This window comes from Algoriphagus jejuensis, from assembly GCF_039523455.1.
In the GTDB taxonomy this organism is placed as follows: Bacteria; Bacteroidota; Bacteroidia; order Cytophagales; family Cyclobacteriaceae; genus Algoriphagus; species Algoriphagus jejuensis.
The window spans coordinates 83,621-100,924 of the sequence record NZ_BAAAFI010000044.1 but is presented as its reverse complement, the minus strand read 5'-3'; the positions used below and the strand labels follow the sequence as shown (position 1 = coordinate 100,924).

Genomic DNA, 17,304 nt, shown 5'->3' with positions numbered 1-17,304 from the left:
TACAACCTACCATTTTTAATTCGGCTGAATTTTTCTTCAAAAATCAAAAAATAACACCCTGATTTTTTAATAACCCAACAAAAACTCTGAAAGTAAAGCCGAATAGGAACCGGAATAGCTCAGATCTTCATTTTTAAGTATGAGGGTCTCAGATTTCTTATCCTGATTCGACGAGGTGAAGCCACAGACTTCCCGGTAAATCGGTTTGGTTGCGATATCCTGGACTTTGGTTTTTTGAAAAATAAAAAGTCCAGACTTCAGCGCCAGGAGCTCCAGATCCCGCATTTGTCGGGGAGGAAGGATCACCCAAAACGTTCCAGAAGGCGAAAGGAGTGCGGATACTTTTCCGATCAGCTCTTCAAAGGAAAGTTCGTCGGTGTGAAGTGCCTTGTTGCGCTTGGCGTCATGGGACTTGAGATGGTCTGGAAAAAAGGGAGGGTTACTGACGATCAACTCATATTTTTCTTCAGCCGGAAAATCCTGAATCCGACCTTGAAAGAGGCTCATTCTCTTTGAAAATGGACTTTCTTGAAAATTTTCCAAAGATTGATTTGCCGCGTCTTCGTCCAGCTCGACCGCTCGGACGGTTGCATCTGGAAATCGTTGAGCCAGCATCAGCGCAATGACCCCTGTGCCCGTCCCGATATCTAGAATTTTTGTCGGATATTCGGCTTTGGCTAGTGAACCCAACAGGACTGCATCGGTACTGATCTTCATCGCGCAGCGGTCTTGATTTACCCGAAACTGCTGAAATTGAAACCAGGAATTGCCCATCAATTTCGGGCTTTGCTGAAAAATTTGCTTCGGAATCCGGAGCGATCTTCCATCGTATTAAGATCATCTTCGGATACACGTTTTACGCTTTCAATCGTATAGAAGGCCTTTTCGTCTACTTCTTTGACTTTGGAGATAAACTCTTGAAGAGTGTCACGCTTCATGACAGTGAATAGCAGGTTGACCTTTCCGTATCTTCCCTCTCCGCCGACATTGGTAAATCGGTAGTTTCTTTCCTTCATAAACTCCAGCAATTCCGGATGGATCTCCGGAGTGATCACCCGGACGAGCACGCGGCCGATCGCGAGTTTTTCTTCTAGGGTCATCCCGACGTACGTTCCTGTAGCAAAGCCGCCCGCATAAGCGAGGTACGAGATAGGGTTGTCGACATTCTGAAAAATCTGTCCAATCGCCAGCAACCAAATCAAAGCCTCAAAGAAACCCAAAACGGGGACAATACTCTTTTTCCCATTCATCATAAACATGATCCGCAGGGTGTTCATCGACACGTCCCCGATTCGCGCAACAAAGATCAGTAGGGGCATCAGCACGTAGTTGAGCAGGTTTTCGGAAATTCCCAAGGAGGTAAATAGGTCTTGCATCGGTGTTTAAAATTCAGCGCGAATTTACCGCTTTCTTTTGTGACGAAGAACTATTTGCCCAATCTCAGTTCTATAATCTTCCGCCAAGTTATTGTTGAAATTTATACACTAAACATATAATATTTTGCACAATATCCAATATCTAGCCGTTTGAGTTTAAATTTTTTGATTTTTTAAAATAATATTTGTATAATTAGCTGAGTGCAAACACGGATCGCTTGCTTTCTCTCTGAGGAGCACGAAGACAATGATCGACTAATCATTTTTTCACAACGACAACAGCATCAAACCTACCCGCCAGCCTTCGAAATTCAAGGAAAATCCCGCTTTCGTTACCGAAGATCCCATTTAGGGCTACATCTATTTTCGCCGTCAATCCCATCTATTTTTTTCACACATAACCCAAAATACCATGTTAAACTCAAAGACAGTTTTCTATTTACGCTCTCAGAACAACGAGTTGTTTGACGGAGCTGAGACCGGAAATTCGGTCAGTCTGCTGGGCAAGATAGCCGCGACAACTAAAGAAAATGAATTCCAGGTCACCAGGGGATTTATCGACATCGGCAAAATTCCAGGAATCGAAAATTCAGCTTCATTTACCCTTGAGGCCACTATTCAGCCCCAAAAAGTCACGGGAAGTCGGCAGAATATATTGGAGTCGCAATCTCCTCCGGTGGCCATCTTTCTCGACGATGCAGGAAAACTCAACGGCAGCGTCCACACTTCCAAGGGCTGGCAGGTGATCACATCGACGAGCGCGATGCCTCAGGACAAAGAAGTTCATGTCGTATTTTCCCGAGAGGAAAACGGAACGAATACGCTGGAGGCAAACGGCAAAGTCGTAGCAACTAAAAGCATGCCCGGTCAACTGGTTCCAGTGGGTGGCATGGGCTTCCGTGTGGCGACTGGCATGGATGGAAGAGCTTTTCAATTTTTGGGAAAAGTGGCCGATATCCAGATCAAACGCGGAGTCGTAAACAGGGCCTCAGCAAAAAAAAGAATAGATGATTGTCTCAAGCTCGAAGCAGTAATCAAAACCAAATTGGGCTCGAAAGCTTTGGTACGGGTCGTGTCGAGTTGGGACGAAAGTCACGCACGCTTACTCCCGATCAAAAACATCATGAACGCCGCGGGTGTTGAAAAACTCAGCGATTTGGATAAATTGAAGATTGCGGTCCCGACGAATATTACGAGAGGCAAGGTCATGGTTGCCTCTAAAAAGAGTAATCGATTTGTAGTCGATTGGGATGCAATTGCAACAGGTTTTGGCAGTCTAAAAGAAGCGGAGAAAAAGGTTCAACTAGCCAAATTTTTGCCCAACCGAAACAGCGTCCAAGTATTAAAGGCCGCAGCGGACAGTGCTACCAAGCCCTCGACCTCACCGGCTGCAAACGCACCCGCAAAACCAACCTCCAGCATCCTATTGGCCAATCGTAACTTCGGAACCCGCTTGGACAATTTAACTATCGCCCCGAGAACAGGTCTACGCCTACCTAAAGCCGTAATCGCAAATAGTCCGACCTTGGCTACCACCCGAGTTTCTCAACCACTCAATGCAGTCGTGGATCTTGATGTTAAAAATCTGGTGGTCAGAAATCCTGAAATGCTGAAAAACTTAGCCAGCAAACAGCCCCAGAGTTGGCCGATACTGACCACTCAAGCCAAGATGATGTCCTTGACGACGCTGCCAGTGGATCAGTCGGTCATCATCGCAGGAGTACTCGATCTGACAAATATCCGATTGAGTATCGAAGCCAACGTCGAAAAGCTGATCATCATCGCAGAAGAGATAATTTGTGGTCCAAACGCGGAGATCACCTGGAAAAAGCCGGGAGGATCTACTCCACCTCGCGCGACTGACCCTGGACTGAACGGCCGTGGATGGTCGGGAATCCACACCAATGGAAACAACAGGCATGGACTGGACGGTGAAAACGGCCGGGGCGGCTCCTCAGGGATCACCGGCTCGAACGGATTCAATGCGCCCGAACTTGAAATCTGGGTAAAAAACCTGACAAATATTCCGAACATTAATCTCAGTGGCGAGGATGGAATATTGGGAGGAAAGGGCCAGAATGGCGGACGAGGAGGAAATGGTGCTAACGGTGAAGGTGGAAAGTGGGCATGGTTCTTTGGCGAGCATTGTGTATCCGACCCGGGAGATGGTGGTGACGGTGGTGACGGTGGTCGAGGAGGAAATGGAGGAAAAGGAGGTAACGGTGGCAACGGAGCCAAAATCACCGTCGGTGTGTTAGATGGAACCTTGGCGCAGACCGTTTCAGCCAATGCCTTTCGACTCAAGAATGAAGGTGGAAGGGCCGGAAGAGGAGGGGCTGGTGGCTCTGGAGGTCAAGGTGGAAATGGCGGCAGAAGTGGCAATGGAGAAGTTTGCAAAAGTGCCCGAAACGGAAAAAGTGGAGCGCAAGGTCAGCCGGGTGCAGTGGGCTCAGATGGAAGCCGAAATGGCATAGATGCCTTAAACGAGTTCTTTCAGTTTAGCGAAGATGCTTGGGATGATTTGTTGACTCGACCTTATATCACGGAATTGAACCCGGTGGAGGTTTTTCCAGGGAATAATATCACCATACGTGGGACTCGATTTGCCAACAACGATCGGGTGATCTTAGAGGGAGGCATTACTTTGGTTCCCACCATCAATGCGGATGAAAGTATTTCCGTGACGATTCCCAACAATATCTCAGGAGGGAAAAAGTCGCTTTTCTTGAGACGAGCCTTCGACAATACCGAAAGCAACAGGCTGTTCATACGGGTGAAACCTCAACTGGACAATTTGCCGGCAGTGCTTGCTCCTATGGCAACCATCGAACTAACCGGGAAAGCATTCTTGAACGGGGCGACAGCGCTGGTGGACGGTCAAGCAATACCCGCCGAAGTTCTAACCCCAAACAGACTGAGATTTGTGATGCTTGGAACTCCGGGCACCGGGACATCCGGAGGAAATGTATCCATACAAGTACGGAATCCCGACGGGCTGCTTTCCAATGCCAGGACAGCGGCTAAACCGAGAGTTCTGGAGATTCCCTTCACCTACGGTGTGCACAACTTACCTTTCGACAATTTCAAAGATGGCGTTCCAACTTGGGGGACGTTTGAAGATACCTTTGGTGCAGCCGAAGTTTGGCATGAGCTGCTGGATCCGGTGTTCGGGCATCCGGTTTTGACCGGCGCCTTTTACATCTTTTATGAACACTTTCTCAAAGGTGAAGACAACGGAGGGCTTGCCACTGGATTTTGCACCTCCTTGGCGAGCGTTGTGGCTGACAAGCTCTGGACCGGACAGACCAATGCGATCTCTACTTCCAAAGCCAGCATTCACACGATGCTAACGGCAATTCATGGCAAGCTGCTCAGTCGCGAAAGCCTGATTCATTTCCATGACCAAAGCAGGGAAGGCGTATCCAGGGTTGAGCGAACTGCCCGTTCGATCGAGCGGACTTTTATGACGGGATGCGACCGGGAAAATGCCCCGTTGCTGTTCTTCATCCCTTCAGGAGCGATTTGGGATGCAGGTTATATCGACGGATTGAGTTCTTCTCACTGTATTATGCCTTACCGCTTTGTCTATCCGGAAGGCCATCCTGGGCCCCAATTGTCGCCCGGAGATTTCACGACCATCTCTAGTCTGGATGGCGTAGAGATGTATTGTTGGGATTGCAACCATGCTGATAATACCAATTGCAGACTGGTATTCAAACTGATTGAGGGGGTGTTGCACTACGACTATTTCGATGGCGGCGACACGGTCAAATTCTGCAGCGAAGAAAATATTACCCTGGGAGTCATGAGCAATGGCAACTATTTATTGGCAGATCATGATCTGCCATTTAGCGGCCCATTTGGTCTGACCAGCTTTATCCTGGATTTTCTACTCAGTCCAGCAGAACTGGAAATCACCGATGAGAATGGATTGCGTGTGGGAACATTCAATGATAAGATCTTCAGCGAAGTTCCGGATTCACATCCATGCTATTTGGTAAAAGGAGCCTACCTGCTTCCTTTGGACCGAAACTATACCCGAAAAATCGTCGGAAATGGGGCGGGAAAATATACCTATAACAGCATCATGCCGGATGGCACCACGATACGGGTGGAAGACGTAAACACCGCACCGGGACAAATCGACACCTTGATTGTCAATGCTGATGCGAGTTTGATCCGTTTTACCCCGCAGATCGAAAAGCAGTTCACCATGACATTTTCCAGAATGGTAAACAATCAGGTGCGATCCCTGTCCTTTAGCGGAATCGGTGGTGGCCCGACTGCCGAGACGGACATTACAATCAGTCCAGATCTGAGCATACTGCGATTGGGAAACCGGTCAACCTTGAAAAATGTCCAAGTGAAAGCCTTCACGGTAAGCAGGTCGACAAACAATCCGATTACCACGAGCTCTTCAATTCAGCTTCCGCAAAATCATGATCTGATCGTGACGGTTGCCAACTGGAACAATGCTCAAATGAATCTTTCGACCTTGGATTTCTGAGTGAACTGAAGGATGTATTCTAAAGACTGCTTCATCCTTTGGAGCAGTCTTTTGTTTTCCTTCGCAAAAAACATACTGAGAGTCAGCGGACTTACTGAATCTTCTTATCCCTCCCCGCCGGCAACCCAAAAGCTAAAAACTGAAGGGTCATAATCAGCAAAAACCAGATCAGAAAATTCCAGTTGCCAAACATGTCCATCGAGATCCCGAAAATCAATGGTCCCAAAGCGGCCAAAATATAACCGGCCGACTGCACCATTCCGGAGAGTTTGGCAGTGGTCAGATCCTCCGCCGAACGGAGCGAAATCAGCGTGTAAGCGATACTTAGACTCGCTCCACTTCCTATCCCGATGATGGTAAGAGCCGCGAAAGTGACTAGTTCATTGTGTATAAAAAGGGCTCCGTATCCGATCAGATAGCCGATTCCGACGATCAGGATTACGTTGGATTGTTCTTTGAGTCTTATCAATAATCCCGGGATGAAAAACGTCCCTATCAGCGAAATCAGCTGCATGTAGGAAAGAGAAATGCCAGCCCGCACCGGGCTCATTCCTCGGGCGATCAGCATATCCGGCAGCCAGGTAATCATCGTGAAATACATTACGGACTGAGCTCCCATAAACAGCGTGACCTGCCAGGCCAAGCGCGATTTCCAGACATTCTTGGCAGGAAGGAGCTTAGTTTGATTGCCCAATTGATGAGGCTTCAGTTGTGGCAGCCAAGCAACCAATGCCAAAACCATCAACACGCTCCAGGAAGCCAAAGAACCCCTCCATCCCCAGCCCAAATCTACTGCCAACGGAACACTGATTCCGGAAGCGACGGCTGCGAAAAGCGACATGCCGGTCGTAAGAATTGCAGTCATCAAGCCGATTTTCTCAGGTATCCTCGCTTTGAAAAAAGGAATCATCAGCACATTGGCTATAACGATCCCGATCCCGGTCAGCGCAGTCCCAAAGTACAGTAGTTCAATACCTCCGAGGACTCGGATCACTACACCAATAGCCAAAAAGAAGATCCCCATGAAAATGGCTTTGCCGTGTCCTAGTCGCTTTCCGATAGAAGGCGCAAAAAGTGAAAATACAGCGAAAGTCAACAGGGAAAGTGTCGTCAGAAAACCAGCAAGCCCATTGGAAATCCCCAGATCCTCCCGGATGAAAGGGATCAACGGTCCCACCGAAGCGATGGAAGTCCGAAGGTTGATGGACACCAGGATGATGCCGAGGATGAGGAGAGACTGGGCGGAGGATTTGTTCAAGGAAGTATCAAGAAGTGAGACTTAAGTATCAAGACGCTAGACATAAGATTCGAGGGACACAAAAGTCACAGTAGGAAAGTATACCATTTGCCGGGGCGAACTCCCCCTTTATTTTTGAATCCCATTTTGGAAATGCAATTATCATCAAAGGGGGTTGGGGGGATTTGGTTGTTTTAAACCTATTTGCCAAGGCTGAAGGCTTCGACTTCGCTCAGCCTGACAGCGCTCGACCAAATCTCAAACCCCGATTCTCAAACTGACCTTATGTTTTGCGTCTTCTCCAGAAGCTGGAATTCTAATGAGAAATTTTTAACTCCTAGACTAAACCTGATACGCCGACTGGAAGAAATCTCGAATGTCGAATATCAAAGTTCGAATCATTAAGATCTTGACTCCACCATGTCCTTCACACAATCCACCCAGGTGTCGTTGGAGTTTAGGCTCGGTACCAACTCCCAGTGTTCACCGCCGAGCGCTTCAAACTGCTCTTTGTATTCCTGAGCGACTTCAACGGTCGTTTCCAGACAATCCGCCACGAAAGCAGGCGAGAAAACGAGAACTTTCTTCACCCCTTCCGCTGCCAGTTCCTTGATGACTTCATCCGTGTAGGGTTTGACCCAAGGATCTTTGCCGAGTCTGGACTGGAAGCAGTTCGTGATCTTCTCTTTCGCCAGACCGAGTTTCTCGGCAAGCAGTCGGGTCGTATGAAAGCATTGTGCACGATAACAATATTGGTTCTTCGAACTGTAGGTATCGCAGCAGGTTCCTAGCTGACAGTGCTCTCCGACACTTCCTTTTAGAATCTGACGCTCGGGCAGGCCGTGATACGAAAATACAAATTTATCGTAGTCATGGCCTTGCATCGCCTTTCTCCCCAATTCGGCCCAGGCCTCGAGGAAAAGCGGATGCTCTATGAAATTACTGATGAAAGTGATCTCGGGGATGATTTGCCAAGTGCGGGCAATTTCCATGACTTTGTCATGCACTGATCCTGTACTTGCGGAAGCATATTGCGGGAAGAGCGGCAGGACGATGATCTTGCCCACTTCGGCTGCTCTCAGCTCGGCAAGACCTTTTTCGATACTGGGATTCTGGTAGCGCATTGCCATCGCCACGATATAGTTGTCGGGATCTAGCTTTTGGATGAGCTTGGCCTTGAGATCTTCTGTGTGAAAAAGCAGCGGAGAACCTCTTTCCGTCCAGAGTTTCCGGTATTCGGCGGCGGATTTTGGAGCTCGGGTAGGAGCAATGATCAGGTTGATCAACATCCAGCGATTGACAAAAGGAATGTCAATCACGCGTCCGTCCATTAAAAATTCCCGCAGGTATTTTCTTACATCACTGGTTTGGGTGCTGTCTGGCGTTCCCAGGTTGACCAGCAGAACGCCGGTTTTCGCTGTAGGCTTAGTCATCGATTGTAATCAGATTTCCGTTAGAAAGCGCAAAAATAGCCCCTTTGTTTAGATTCTCCCGATTGAATTTTTTGATGTGTTATTGAAATACAGGATCGCAACCCTCGTCATGCTTCGTTGAGGAGGGCGAGTGCTCAGGAAGGCACTTAGTGTATTTTTTCTCAAATCTTGTGTGAATGTCTCGCGCCTCATTTCCGCGTATCTCATCAGATTTTGCGTTTTTCTGCCCAAGCCATCATCGGCCCGGTACCAATACTGGCGACTAAGGCTAAAATTACCAAACCGATAAACAGCGATTCCGAGAGCAACCCGGCTTCCAAGGCGATCAAACCGAGAACGATATCCATACTGCCCCGTGCACTGAGCCCAAATCCGACGACCATCGATTGCTTTCGCGAGACTCCACCCATTCGGCCACCAAAGTAGGCTCCAAAATATTTGGTGACTAGACCAACGATTACCACGATACCGACGATTGCCAAGTCAAAGCCCTCGATAAAATTGACCTTGAGCCCGATACTCAAAAAGAAAATCGGAGCGAAAATGTTGTTGATAAACTGGTGCAAGATTTCCTTGGCCTTTTCCGTTAGATACTCTGAATCGCCCAGTGCCACACCGATGATGAACGCTCCGAAAATGGCGTGAATACCAATAAATTCTGTGAAGGACGCCGCCAGAAAGCAGATGGCTAGGGACAAAGAAAGTAGACCTCCTGGCCAGGCCAATTTTTTATTAATCCAAGGTAAAACCCGATTGATCAGTCCTTTGCCGACAGTCAGCATGATAATCGTAAATGCGAATGTCAGGCCGATAGTTTGCCAGAGCCCGAGACCTTCCTTGCCAGTTTCGGACAGGGACAGAATCACCGAGAACACGAACCATCCCAAGATATCGACGATCATCGCCGACGCGATGATCAGCAATCCTGTTGGAGTTTTGAACAAGCCCAGATCCATCAAAACCCGCGCGACTACGGCCAGGCCTGTGATGGAGATCGCCAATCCAAAAAAGGTAGAGGCTACGATCCGGTCGTTGATGTTTACTCCCAAAAACTCAGGGAATGCGTAAGCGACCACGAACCCTGCAATGATTGGCAGAACCATAGAAGCCACAGCGATCTTTAAGGCGTTTTTCCCCTGATTCCAGACGACCTGCAGCTCCACTTCGAGCCCAGCGATAAAAAGCAACAGTACGACGGAGATCTGGACAAAGCCATCCAGCGCGATGTTGGTTTTTTCATGAGATTCAAAGAGATAGGTGAAAAATTCCGGCATCAGTGCCCCCAAGATCGTGGGCCCGATAATGATCCCGGCCAATATCTCACCCACGACGGCTGGCTGCTTTAATTTTCGCGCTATCTCGGCAAAAACCCGCGCCATGATCAACAAGGCCGCGAGTTGTAAGAGAAGGTTGATGACCTCCTTGTGGTTGAGGGTTTCCATGGAGGTTTAGTTTTTTACGATTAAAAGATTGCAAGGAAGGGTACTGAGCAAGTCCTCCAAATCGTGAGGGAAAATTCGATCAAAGAAGTTTAGCTTTTGATCATCGCCTACCACCAATAAATCTGCTTCGATCTTTTCACAATATCTCGCCAACTCCACCGCCCATCTACCTCCCGTTACCTTGATATTGATCTTCAGAGAGCCTTTGTCCATGGTATTTAGAATTTCCTCCACGTAGGTGATCTCATCCTGCACCAGTTGGCGTCGGGTATTGGAAGCCTCGAGTTCGGAATCTTCTGCCGCGGTAGCCATTTGTAAGCCATACATCTTGATCTCGTTGAGTATGGATACCTGATTTGCGGATACTTTTTTGGAAAATTCTATTCCAGCCTTGATGACTCTTGGGGTGATCTCCAATTGCGTTCCGTTGATAACGACCTTCGAGAAATCAGACGATTGTTCTTTGGGTTCGATCAGTGTCAGCACCGAGCAATAGGCTTTTCGGATAACTTTTCTGGCCACCGAACCCAGGTAGTACGCCAGAAGCCCCTCACTTTTCAATGCCCCCAACACCAACAAATCTACTTGCTCTTCCTTACAGGTATGGAGGATCGTCTTTGCTGGTTTTCCTTCCTTCCAGATCGTCTTTACCCGACCAGCTTCTAGCCCTTGATTCTGAAGAAATGCTGAAAGTTTCCCTTCTACTTCAGGGGTTTTTAACCCAACATGAATCAAAACCAATTCTGATTCGAAAATTTCTGTAAGTCTTTTGGCTTCAGCAATCAATGCCTCCATCCTGGGAGAGAATGCGATCGCAAGTGCAATTTTCTGGTACATGGGAACCGGCTTGTTTTTTCTGAAATAAGGGAATTTTTGCCAAAGGGCAAGACGAAATCTGAAACCGCGCCGCTTATCCAAGGCGGTTTCCGCTTGCGACTGATTTCTTTTTTCAAAAAAATCCACCCTGAAAATCTTGCCTTTTTTTGCTAAACTACCCTTGAATTTCTAATCCCGTTGTTCAGAAAAAACCCGAACCCATAACTTATGCGAAAATTCTTACTTACCGGACTGATGCTGGGGAGCCTGATTTGCAGCAGCGTTTTTGCGCAAGCAGACTATCCCACCCTCAGTCAGGTCACCCAACGACTCCAGAAACTTGGCAGCAACGCCTCCGTCGAACTGACGTCTCTCACCAAGACCGCTGGCGGCAAAGACATCTATGTCCTCAAAGTCGGCACCGGTGCCAAAGATGAAAAACCAGCTATCGCCGTTGTCGGTGGTGTGGAGGGCTTTCATGTGCTGAGCGTCGAGCTGGCCTTGCAGTTTGCCGAAAAGCTGGTGGCTGAAAATTCCGAAGCATTGGAAAAGACTACATTTTACATCTTTCCCAATATGTCCCCTGACGCTTACGAGCAATACCACGCCGCTCTCAAGTACGAGCGCCGAGGCAATGCTGCCGTAGTGGATCACGACCGGGATGGAAAGTCTGGCGAAAGCGGATACACGGATCTAAATGGCGATGGAATGATCACTTGGATGCGTGTCGAAGATTCGATGGGTGATTGGACCACTTCCAAAGAAGACGAAAGAGTCTTGGTCAAGGCCGATCGCGCCAAAGGAGAATCAGGAAAATATAGCCTCTATAAAGAGAGCAAAGACGACGACAAAGACGGGAAATTCGCCGAAGACTTGCAGGAAGGCATTGCATTTAACAAGTCTTTGACTTACAAATTCCCTGTTTTCGAAGCTTTAGCGGGAGATCTCGCTGTGTCTCAGTTGGAGAGTCGGGCGATGCTTGATTACCTCTTTGAACAGTGGAATATCTTCGCTTTTGTGACCTTCTCACCAGCAAACAACCTTTCAAGTCCCCTGAAGTACAGCGCTGGAGATGCCAAGAAGCGCTTGGTTTCATCCATCTTGGAAAAAGACCAGGCGATCAATGCGATGGTGTCAGAGATTTATAATGAGACCGTCCCGACCAAGGCTTTCCAGCAAACCAACCAAGGAACTGACGGGGATTTCTTTCAATGGGCATACTTCCATTTTGCCCGATTGAGTTTTTCGACTCCGGGCTATTGGACGCCGGAGTTTAAGGGAAAAACCAACGCCGAAGCCAACCTGCTCGCTTGGTCGGACTCGCTGGGACAAGAAGCTTTTGTGCCCTGGACGGCGGTGCAGCATCCGGACTTTCCGGGGCAGAAAGTTGAGGTCGGTGGAATTAAGCCATTTGCGGCAACGAATCCACCGTATGAAAAAGTCGATTCCATCGCGGTGATGCACACGGCATTCATCCTGAAACTCTCCGAAATGCAACCAAAACTAGAGTTTCATAACCTCAAGACCGAGTCTTTGGGAAATGGCCTGACTCGGGTGTCGGTAGATCTGTACAACAATTCTCCGCTTCCGACCCATTCGGAAATGGGAGCTAGATCCCGCTGGCTGCGGAAAATTCGGATAGACTTGGATGCTTCAGCCGACAAAACTGTCTCCGGTGACAAGATCAAGCTGGTGGATTCGCTGGGAGCTTTTGAGAAAACCTCACTCAGCTGGATCATCCGCGGAGGAGGCAACGTCACAGTCAAAGCCGGAGCGCCGCATGCCGGATTCGCCACTCAATCTGTAAAACTCTAAGCCATGAAGACTATGAAAACAAAAAATCTGATCGTAGCACTGGCTTTGGGAGCAAGTAGTTTGTTTGCAATGAATGCCACTGCCCAGCAGGAAAATTACTTCCGAGCTATCGGCACACCACATAAGCCAAAAGTCGAAATCGCCTGGAATCGGTACTACAGTGCCGAGGGACTTTGGGACTGGATGAAAAAAATCGCCGCGGCCCACCCGGACTTGGCCAAGGTCGAATCCATCGGCAAGTCAGTGGAAGGACGCGAAATTCTCACCCTGACCATCACGGACTTTTCCGCAGGAAAAGATACCGACAAACCAGCCATGTGGATCGATGGAAACATTCACTCCAATGAAATTCAAGGCGGCGAATTTTCGCTCTATGTAGCTTGGTATCTCACCGAGATGCACGCGGACAATGAGTTTGTCAAGCAATTGCTCAAGGATAAGACCTTCTACATCACGCCGACGATCAATCCTGACGCGAGAAATAACTTCTTCAAAGAGCCAAATACGGCCAATACACCGCGATCCGGCATGCTGGTCTTGGACAACGACGGTGACGGGCAGGTCGGAGAGGACATGATGGACGATCTCGACGGAGACGGCAATATCACCATGATGATTCGCCAGTCTCCTACTGGTAGATATATCAAAGACCCCCTTGATCCACGCAAGCTGATCGCTGTCGGTCCCAATCAAGTCGGTGCCTATGAGATGCTCGGTCAGGAAGGTCTTGACAACGACGGCGACGGCGAAGTTAATGACGATGGGGTGGGCTACTACGATCCCAACCGGGATTGGGGATGGAACTGGCAACCAGATTACATCCAGCGGGGAGCCTTAAAGTATCCCTTTACTCTGCCTGAAAACCGCTCCGTGATGGAGTTTGTCATGAAGCATCCCAACATCGCCGGCGCGCAAAGTTTCCACAACTCAGGCGGGATGATCCTTCGAGGCCCAGGAGCTGAGGAGGACTTGAATACCTACAATCAGAATGACATCCGAATCTACGATGCCATCGCCAAGAAAGGTGAGGAAATGATCCCCGGCTATCGTTACTTGACGGTTTACAAGGATCTATATTCTGTGTTTGGAGGAGAACTGGACTGGTTCTACGGCAACCGAGGTGTTTTCACCTACTCCAACGAGCTGATGGTTTCCTACCTTTATTTTCATCAGCAATCCAGCGGCCGAGGCAACCAGGATGAGCAGTTCAAAGTGGACGAATTGCTGACTTTTGGCGATGCCTTTGTCAACTGGAAGGAGTTCAAGCATCCACAGTTTGGAACAGTGGAGATCGGTGGGTTTAAGAAGACCTTCGGGCGTGCCCATCCAGGATTCTTGCTGGAACAAGACGCACATCGAAACGCGGCCTTCTCTATCTATCACGCGTATCACACGCCAAAACTCTCGGTGATGGACGTAAAGGAGGAAGACCTTGGCGGAGGACTGAAGGCCATTACAGCTACGATTTTCAACGAACGTTTGATGCCAACCCATGCCAGCCAAGATCTCAAGTACAAGATCGAGCGTCCCGACTATGTAACTATTTCGGGTGCCAAAGTCGTAGCCGGATTTGTGGTGGAGGATGCCGATATGAAGAAGTTTGTCGAGCAGAAGTTTTCTCCCGAAAAGATTGCGGTCGAAAATATTCCTGGTATGAGTGCTGTGAAGGTGAAATGGATCGTGTCATCCGGCTCAGGCTACAGCATCACGGTTGACTCCGCCAAAGGCGGCAAAGCCAGCTGGAAGAAATAAGAGTAGCTGACTACAAAAGCCAAATCCCTGTCTTGGAATCGAGACAGGGATTTTTTTTGACCAAAACCGAAGCTTGCATTGTATGCGTGTGGAAAATTCGGGTTTCAAAAACACTGATAGGATTCAAATCAAAACGCTATTTTTAAACTGGGCCTGCAAGAGGAGCTTGCAGAAAACCGATGTTTCAATTTCTACTCAACCCATAGCCAATGAATTTAACGGATCAGATTGTCTGGATTACCGGAGCATCCTCCGGCTTGGGAAAAGGCATGGCCCTGGAATTTGCTTCAAAAGGCGCAACAGTGGCGCTAGCTGCAAGAAGAATTGACCTAATGAATCGTTTGGTCGAAGAAATCGAATCCAAGGGTGGAAAAGCAAAAGCCTACTTCTGTGACGTACTCGATGCGAAAAGTATTGAGACATGTGTGTCCCAGGTGGTTTCAGACTTTGGCAGGCTGGATATCGCAGTAGCCAATGCCGGATATGGCGTAGTAGGCAAGATCGAAGAGCTGAATGAGGCGGATTGGAGACGACAGATGGACGTGAACGTGACAGGCTTGGCCCTTACCTGCAAATATGCCTTGCCACATCTCCGCAAAAGCCGGGGAAGACTAGCTTTGATCGGCAGTGTGGCGGCCTTGCTTCCCAATCCCGGAATCGCTGCCTACGGGGCTTCCAAAGCTGCTGTTCATAACATCGGCGAGTCCCTGCAGGCGGAATTGATGGGCAGCGGAGTCTCCTGCACCACCATCCATCCGGGATTTGTGGACAGCAATATTGCCCGAATCGACAACGAGGGGAATTTCCATCCTGAGCGGGAAGATCCCCGTCCGGCCAACCTGATGTGGTCCACCGAAAAAGCCTCCAAAGTGATGGTGAAGGCAATCGCGCAAAGGAAAGCCGTGTTTGTTTTCACAGGTCACGGAAAATTGCTGGTAACCGTAGCGAAAGTTTTCCCCGGTCTGATGAGGAAACTTGCAGTGAAATTCGCTCCCAAATAACAGACTATGAAAAAAATCGTCTTTTTGATGGGTTTATGGATGGGGCTGAGTTTCCTCTCGTTGTCCCAGAAAATGCCCGAAATATTGATCACCTACTATTCCCAATCCGGCAGTACCAAGGCCTTGGCTGAATCCATTGCCGAAGGCGCAAAATCAGTCACGGGAGTGAAAGTGAATCTACTTCCCATTGATCAGGTGACCTCCCAACATCTACTCGATGCCCGTGCAATCCTGGTCGGCTCTCCGGTGTACAATGCCAACATAGCACCGCCGGTTCAGGAATTCATCAATTCCTGGCCATTTGAAGGGCGCCCCCTGAAGGATAAGATCGGAGCTGCTTTTTCGACCGGAGGAGGAATCTCGATCGGAGAAGAACTGGTGATGTTGAATATCATCCATTCGATGCTGATTCAGGGGATGATCGTGGTGGGAGGAGAAGAAACTGAAGCTGCATTTGGCGCGAGCGCAGTGACAGGCGAGCCTCCATTTGAATCTGAAAAAGTGGATGAGATTTTTATAGAAAAAGGATTTGGCCTGGGAAAGCGAGTAGGAGAATTGGTTCTGAAATTTTAGAGGATTTTAGACCGAAATATGCACTCAATGCGGTTTCAGTGATATTATTTGAGGTGAGGTTGTAGAGGTGATTTCCTGCTGATCTAGGTAGAAAAGAATGCTAATTTTCTCCGATTTTCAAAAAACCAGTGCAGAAATAGTCTAGGGTGGCTTTCTGCGGTATTTTATTTTTCCATCGGAAAGCCTACATTGGTAGAACTCTGATTTTCAAATTTTTAACAGCCCTAACCAATATTAACCAGTCCCCTTATGGAACAAACCGAAATCAATAAGGATCTACTTTCCAAAAAATGGAGTGGATCGAGTGTCAGTGAGCGTGAAGGTCAGGCTTGGGACAAGAAAAAGGAGATGGATTTCACCTATACCAACATCGACAAGTTTATCCGAAGTAGTCTCGGCGAAAATGCCGTCTTTTCCAACGCGATGTACGAAGGCGATTTTTCCCTCTCCCTTGAGGAGGCACAACGCCGGAAACATGAATTTGTGACCAAAGATCTCGGGATCAAGAAAGGTAGCCGGGTACTGGACTTGGGATGCGGCTGGGGTGGCTGGCTCAAATACCTGCGGGACGTGGTCGGTGCCGACGGGATCGGCGTCAACCTATCCGACGGGCAGGTGAACGCCTGCCGTCAAAATGGCCTCAATGCCTACATCAAAGACGCCAGATTTGTGAAGCCGGAAGATTTCGGAACCTTCGATGCAATTACCGCTTTTGGCAGTTTCGAGCATGTCGCCTCGGTAAAAGATTACTTGGGAGGCAGACAGGACGAAGTTTATGAAGACTACTTTCGCCATGTAGCCAATCTCCTGAAGCCGGGCGGAAAGTTCTACATGCAGACCATGACTTTTGAAAAAAACATGATCCCCTTTGACCAAATCGACATCGATGCACCCAAAGATTCCGACAGCTATTTCATAGCGCTTTTGCTGAAACACAATCCAGATTCCTGGGTGCCCTATGGCTATGAGCACGTCGTGCGCACTGCCAGTCCGTTTTTCAAAAACACCTATTACAGCGATGGAAGGCTGGATTATGTGAAAACCAACCGGGAATGGACCAAGCTTTTCTACAAGTTCAGCTGGGACAAATACGTCTGGTTTGCCTCCTTGGTGCCCAAGCTATTTACTGACAAGGAGTTCAGACATCAATTGGCGATTCTCCGCGTACGCCCCAATCGGGTTTGCTTTGAGCGGGAGATCATGGGGCATGCCAGGTTGGTATTTGAGAAGCTGTAGTTTGTGGTGAAAAGGGTTTTGTGACCCAGACCGTGATTTGAATTAGAAAAGTTGCCGATAGCCTCAATGGAAGCTATCGGCATTTTGTTTCCTCGAACGCTGCCTACTGATCACTG

12 protein-coding genes are annotated in these 17,304 nt (G+C 48.5%); 6 read left to right on the top strand and 6 right to left on the bottom strand.

Annotated elements, in window-relative coordinates:
- Window positions 1–66: 66 nt before the first annotated feature.
- Both ABD031_RS17715 and ABD031_RS17710 read right to left on the bottom strand, forming a co-directional pair.
- Window positions 67–774 carry a tRNA1(Val) (adenine(37)-N6)-methyltransferase gene (locus tag ABD031_RS17715; RefSeq protein ID WP_343853880.1) on the bottom strand — a complete coding sequence of 236 codons (708 nt, stop codon included), beginning with the start codon at window positions 772–774 and terminating at the stop codon, window positions 67–69.
- Window positions 774–1,376 carry a DUF2179 domain-containing protein gene (locus ABD031_RS17710; RefSeq protein ID WP_343853879.1) on the bottom strand — a complete coding sequence of 201 codons (603 nt, stop codon included), beginning with the start codon at window positions 1,374–1,376 and terminating at the stop codon, window positions 774–776. Before ABD031_RS17710 ends, ABD031_RS17715 begins: the two co-directional genes overlap by 1 nt.
- Window positions 1,377–1,788: 412 nt before the next feature.
- On the opposite strand from ABD031_RS17710, the gene ABD031_RS17705 reads away from it, so the two are divergent.
- Window positions 1,789–5,883, top strand: coding sequence for a LamG-like jellyroll fold domain-containing protein (locus tag ABD031_RS17705; protein WP_343853877.1), 4,095 nt, complete (start codon window positions 1,789–1,791; stop codon window positions 5,881–5,883).
- Between the two features lie 91 nt (window positions 5,884–5,974).
- Here the strand turns inward: ABD031_RS17705 and ABD031_RS17700 are convergent, their stop codons facing one another.
- From ABD031_RS17700 to ABD031_RS17685, 4 genes are all read right to left on the bottom strand, one after another.
- Window positions 5,975–7,141 carry a CynX/NimT family MFS transporter gene (locus tag ABD031_RS17700; protein ID WP_343853876.1) on the bottom strand — a complete coding sequence of 389 codons (1,167 nt, stop codon included), beginning with the start codon at window positions 7,139–7,141 and terminating at the stop codon, window positions 5,975–5,977.
- Between the two features lie 380 nt (window positions 7,142–7,521).
- Window positions 7,522–8,553 carry a ferrochelatase gene (hemH, locus tag ABD031_RS17695; protein ID WP_343853875.1) on the bottom strand — a complete coding sequence of 344 codons (1,032 nt, stop codon included), beginning with the start codon at window positions 8,551–8,553 and terminating at the stop codon, window positions 7,522–7,524.
- 206 nt (window positions 8,554–8,759) lie between these two features.
- The gene (locus tag ABD031_RS17690; protein ID WP_343853874.1) at window positions 8,760–9,995 is read right to left on the bottom strand and encodes a cation:proton antiporter; all 1,236 of its coding nucleotides are present in this window, start codon (window positions 9,993–9,995) and stop codon (window positions 8,760–8,762) included.
- Between the two features lie 6 nt (window positions 9,996–10,001).
- On the bottom strand, window positions 10,002–10,832 hold the full coding sequence (locus tag ABD031_RS17685; RefSeq protein ID WP_343853872.1) for a universal stress protein: 831 nt from the start codon (window positions 10,830–10,832) through the stop codon (window positions 10,002–10,004).
- A 207-nt stretch (window positions 10,833–11,039) separates the two neighbouring features.
- Between ABD031_RS17685 and ABD031_RS17680 the strand changes: the two genes are divergently transcribed.
- From ABD031_RS17680 to ABD031_RS17660, 5 genes are all read left to right on the top strand, one after another.
- The gene (locus ABD031_RS17680; protein WP_343853871.1) at window positions 11,040–12,626 is read left to right on the top strand and encodes a M14 family metallopeptidase; all 1,587 of its coding nucleotides are present in this window, start codon (window positions 11,040–11,042) and stop codon (window positions 12,624–12,626) included.
- 12 nt (window positions 12,627–12,638) lie between these two features.
- Window positions 12,639–14,378, top strand: a complete 1,740-nt coding sequence (locus ABD031_RS17675; protein WP_343853870.1) for a M14 family metallopeptidase — start codon at window positions 12,639–12,641, stop codon at window positions 14,376–14,378.
- A gap of 209 nt (window positions 14,379–14,587) precedes the next feature.
- On the top strand, window positions 14,588–15,379 hold the full coding sequence (locus tag ABD031_RS17670; protein WP_343853869.1) for an SDR family NAD(P)-dependent oxidoreductase: 792 nt from the start codon (window positions 14,588–14,590) through the stop codon (window positions 15,377–15,379).
- A gap of 6 nt (window positions 15,380–15,385) precedes the next feature.
- The gene (locus ABD031_RS17665; RefSeq protein WP_343853867.1) at window positions 15,386–15,952 is read left to right on the top strand and encodes a flavodoxin family protein; all 567 of its coding nucleotides are present in this window, start codon (window positions 15,386–15,388) and stop codon (window positions 15,950–15,952) included.
- A 249-nt stretch (window positions 15,953–16,201) separates the two neighbouring features.
- Complete coding sequence (locus ABD031_RS17660; protein ID WP_343853866.1) at window positions 16,202–17,188, top strand: SAM-dependent methyltransferase; 987 nt, start codon at window positions 16,202–16,204, stop codon at window positions 17,186–17,188.
- Window positions 17,189–17,304 lie beyond the last annotated feature (116 nt).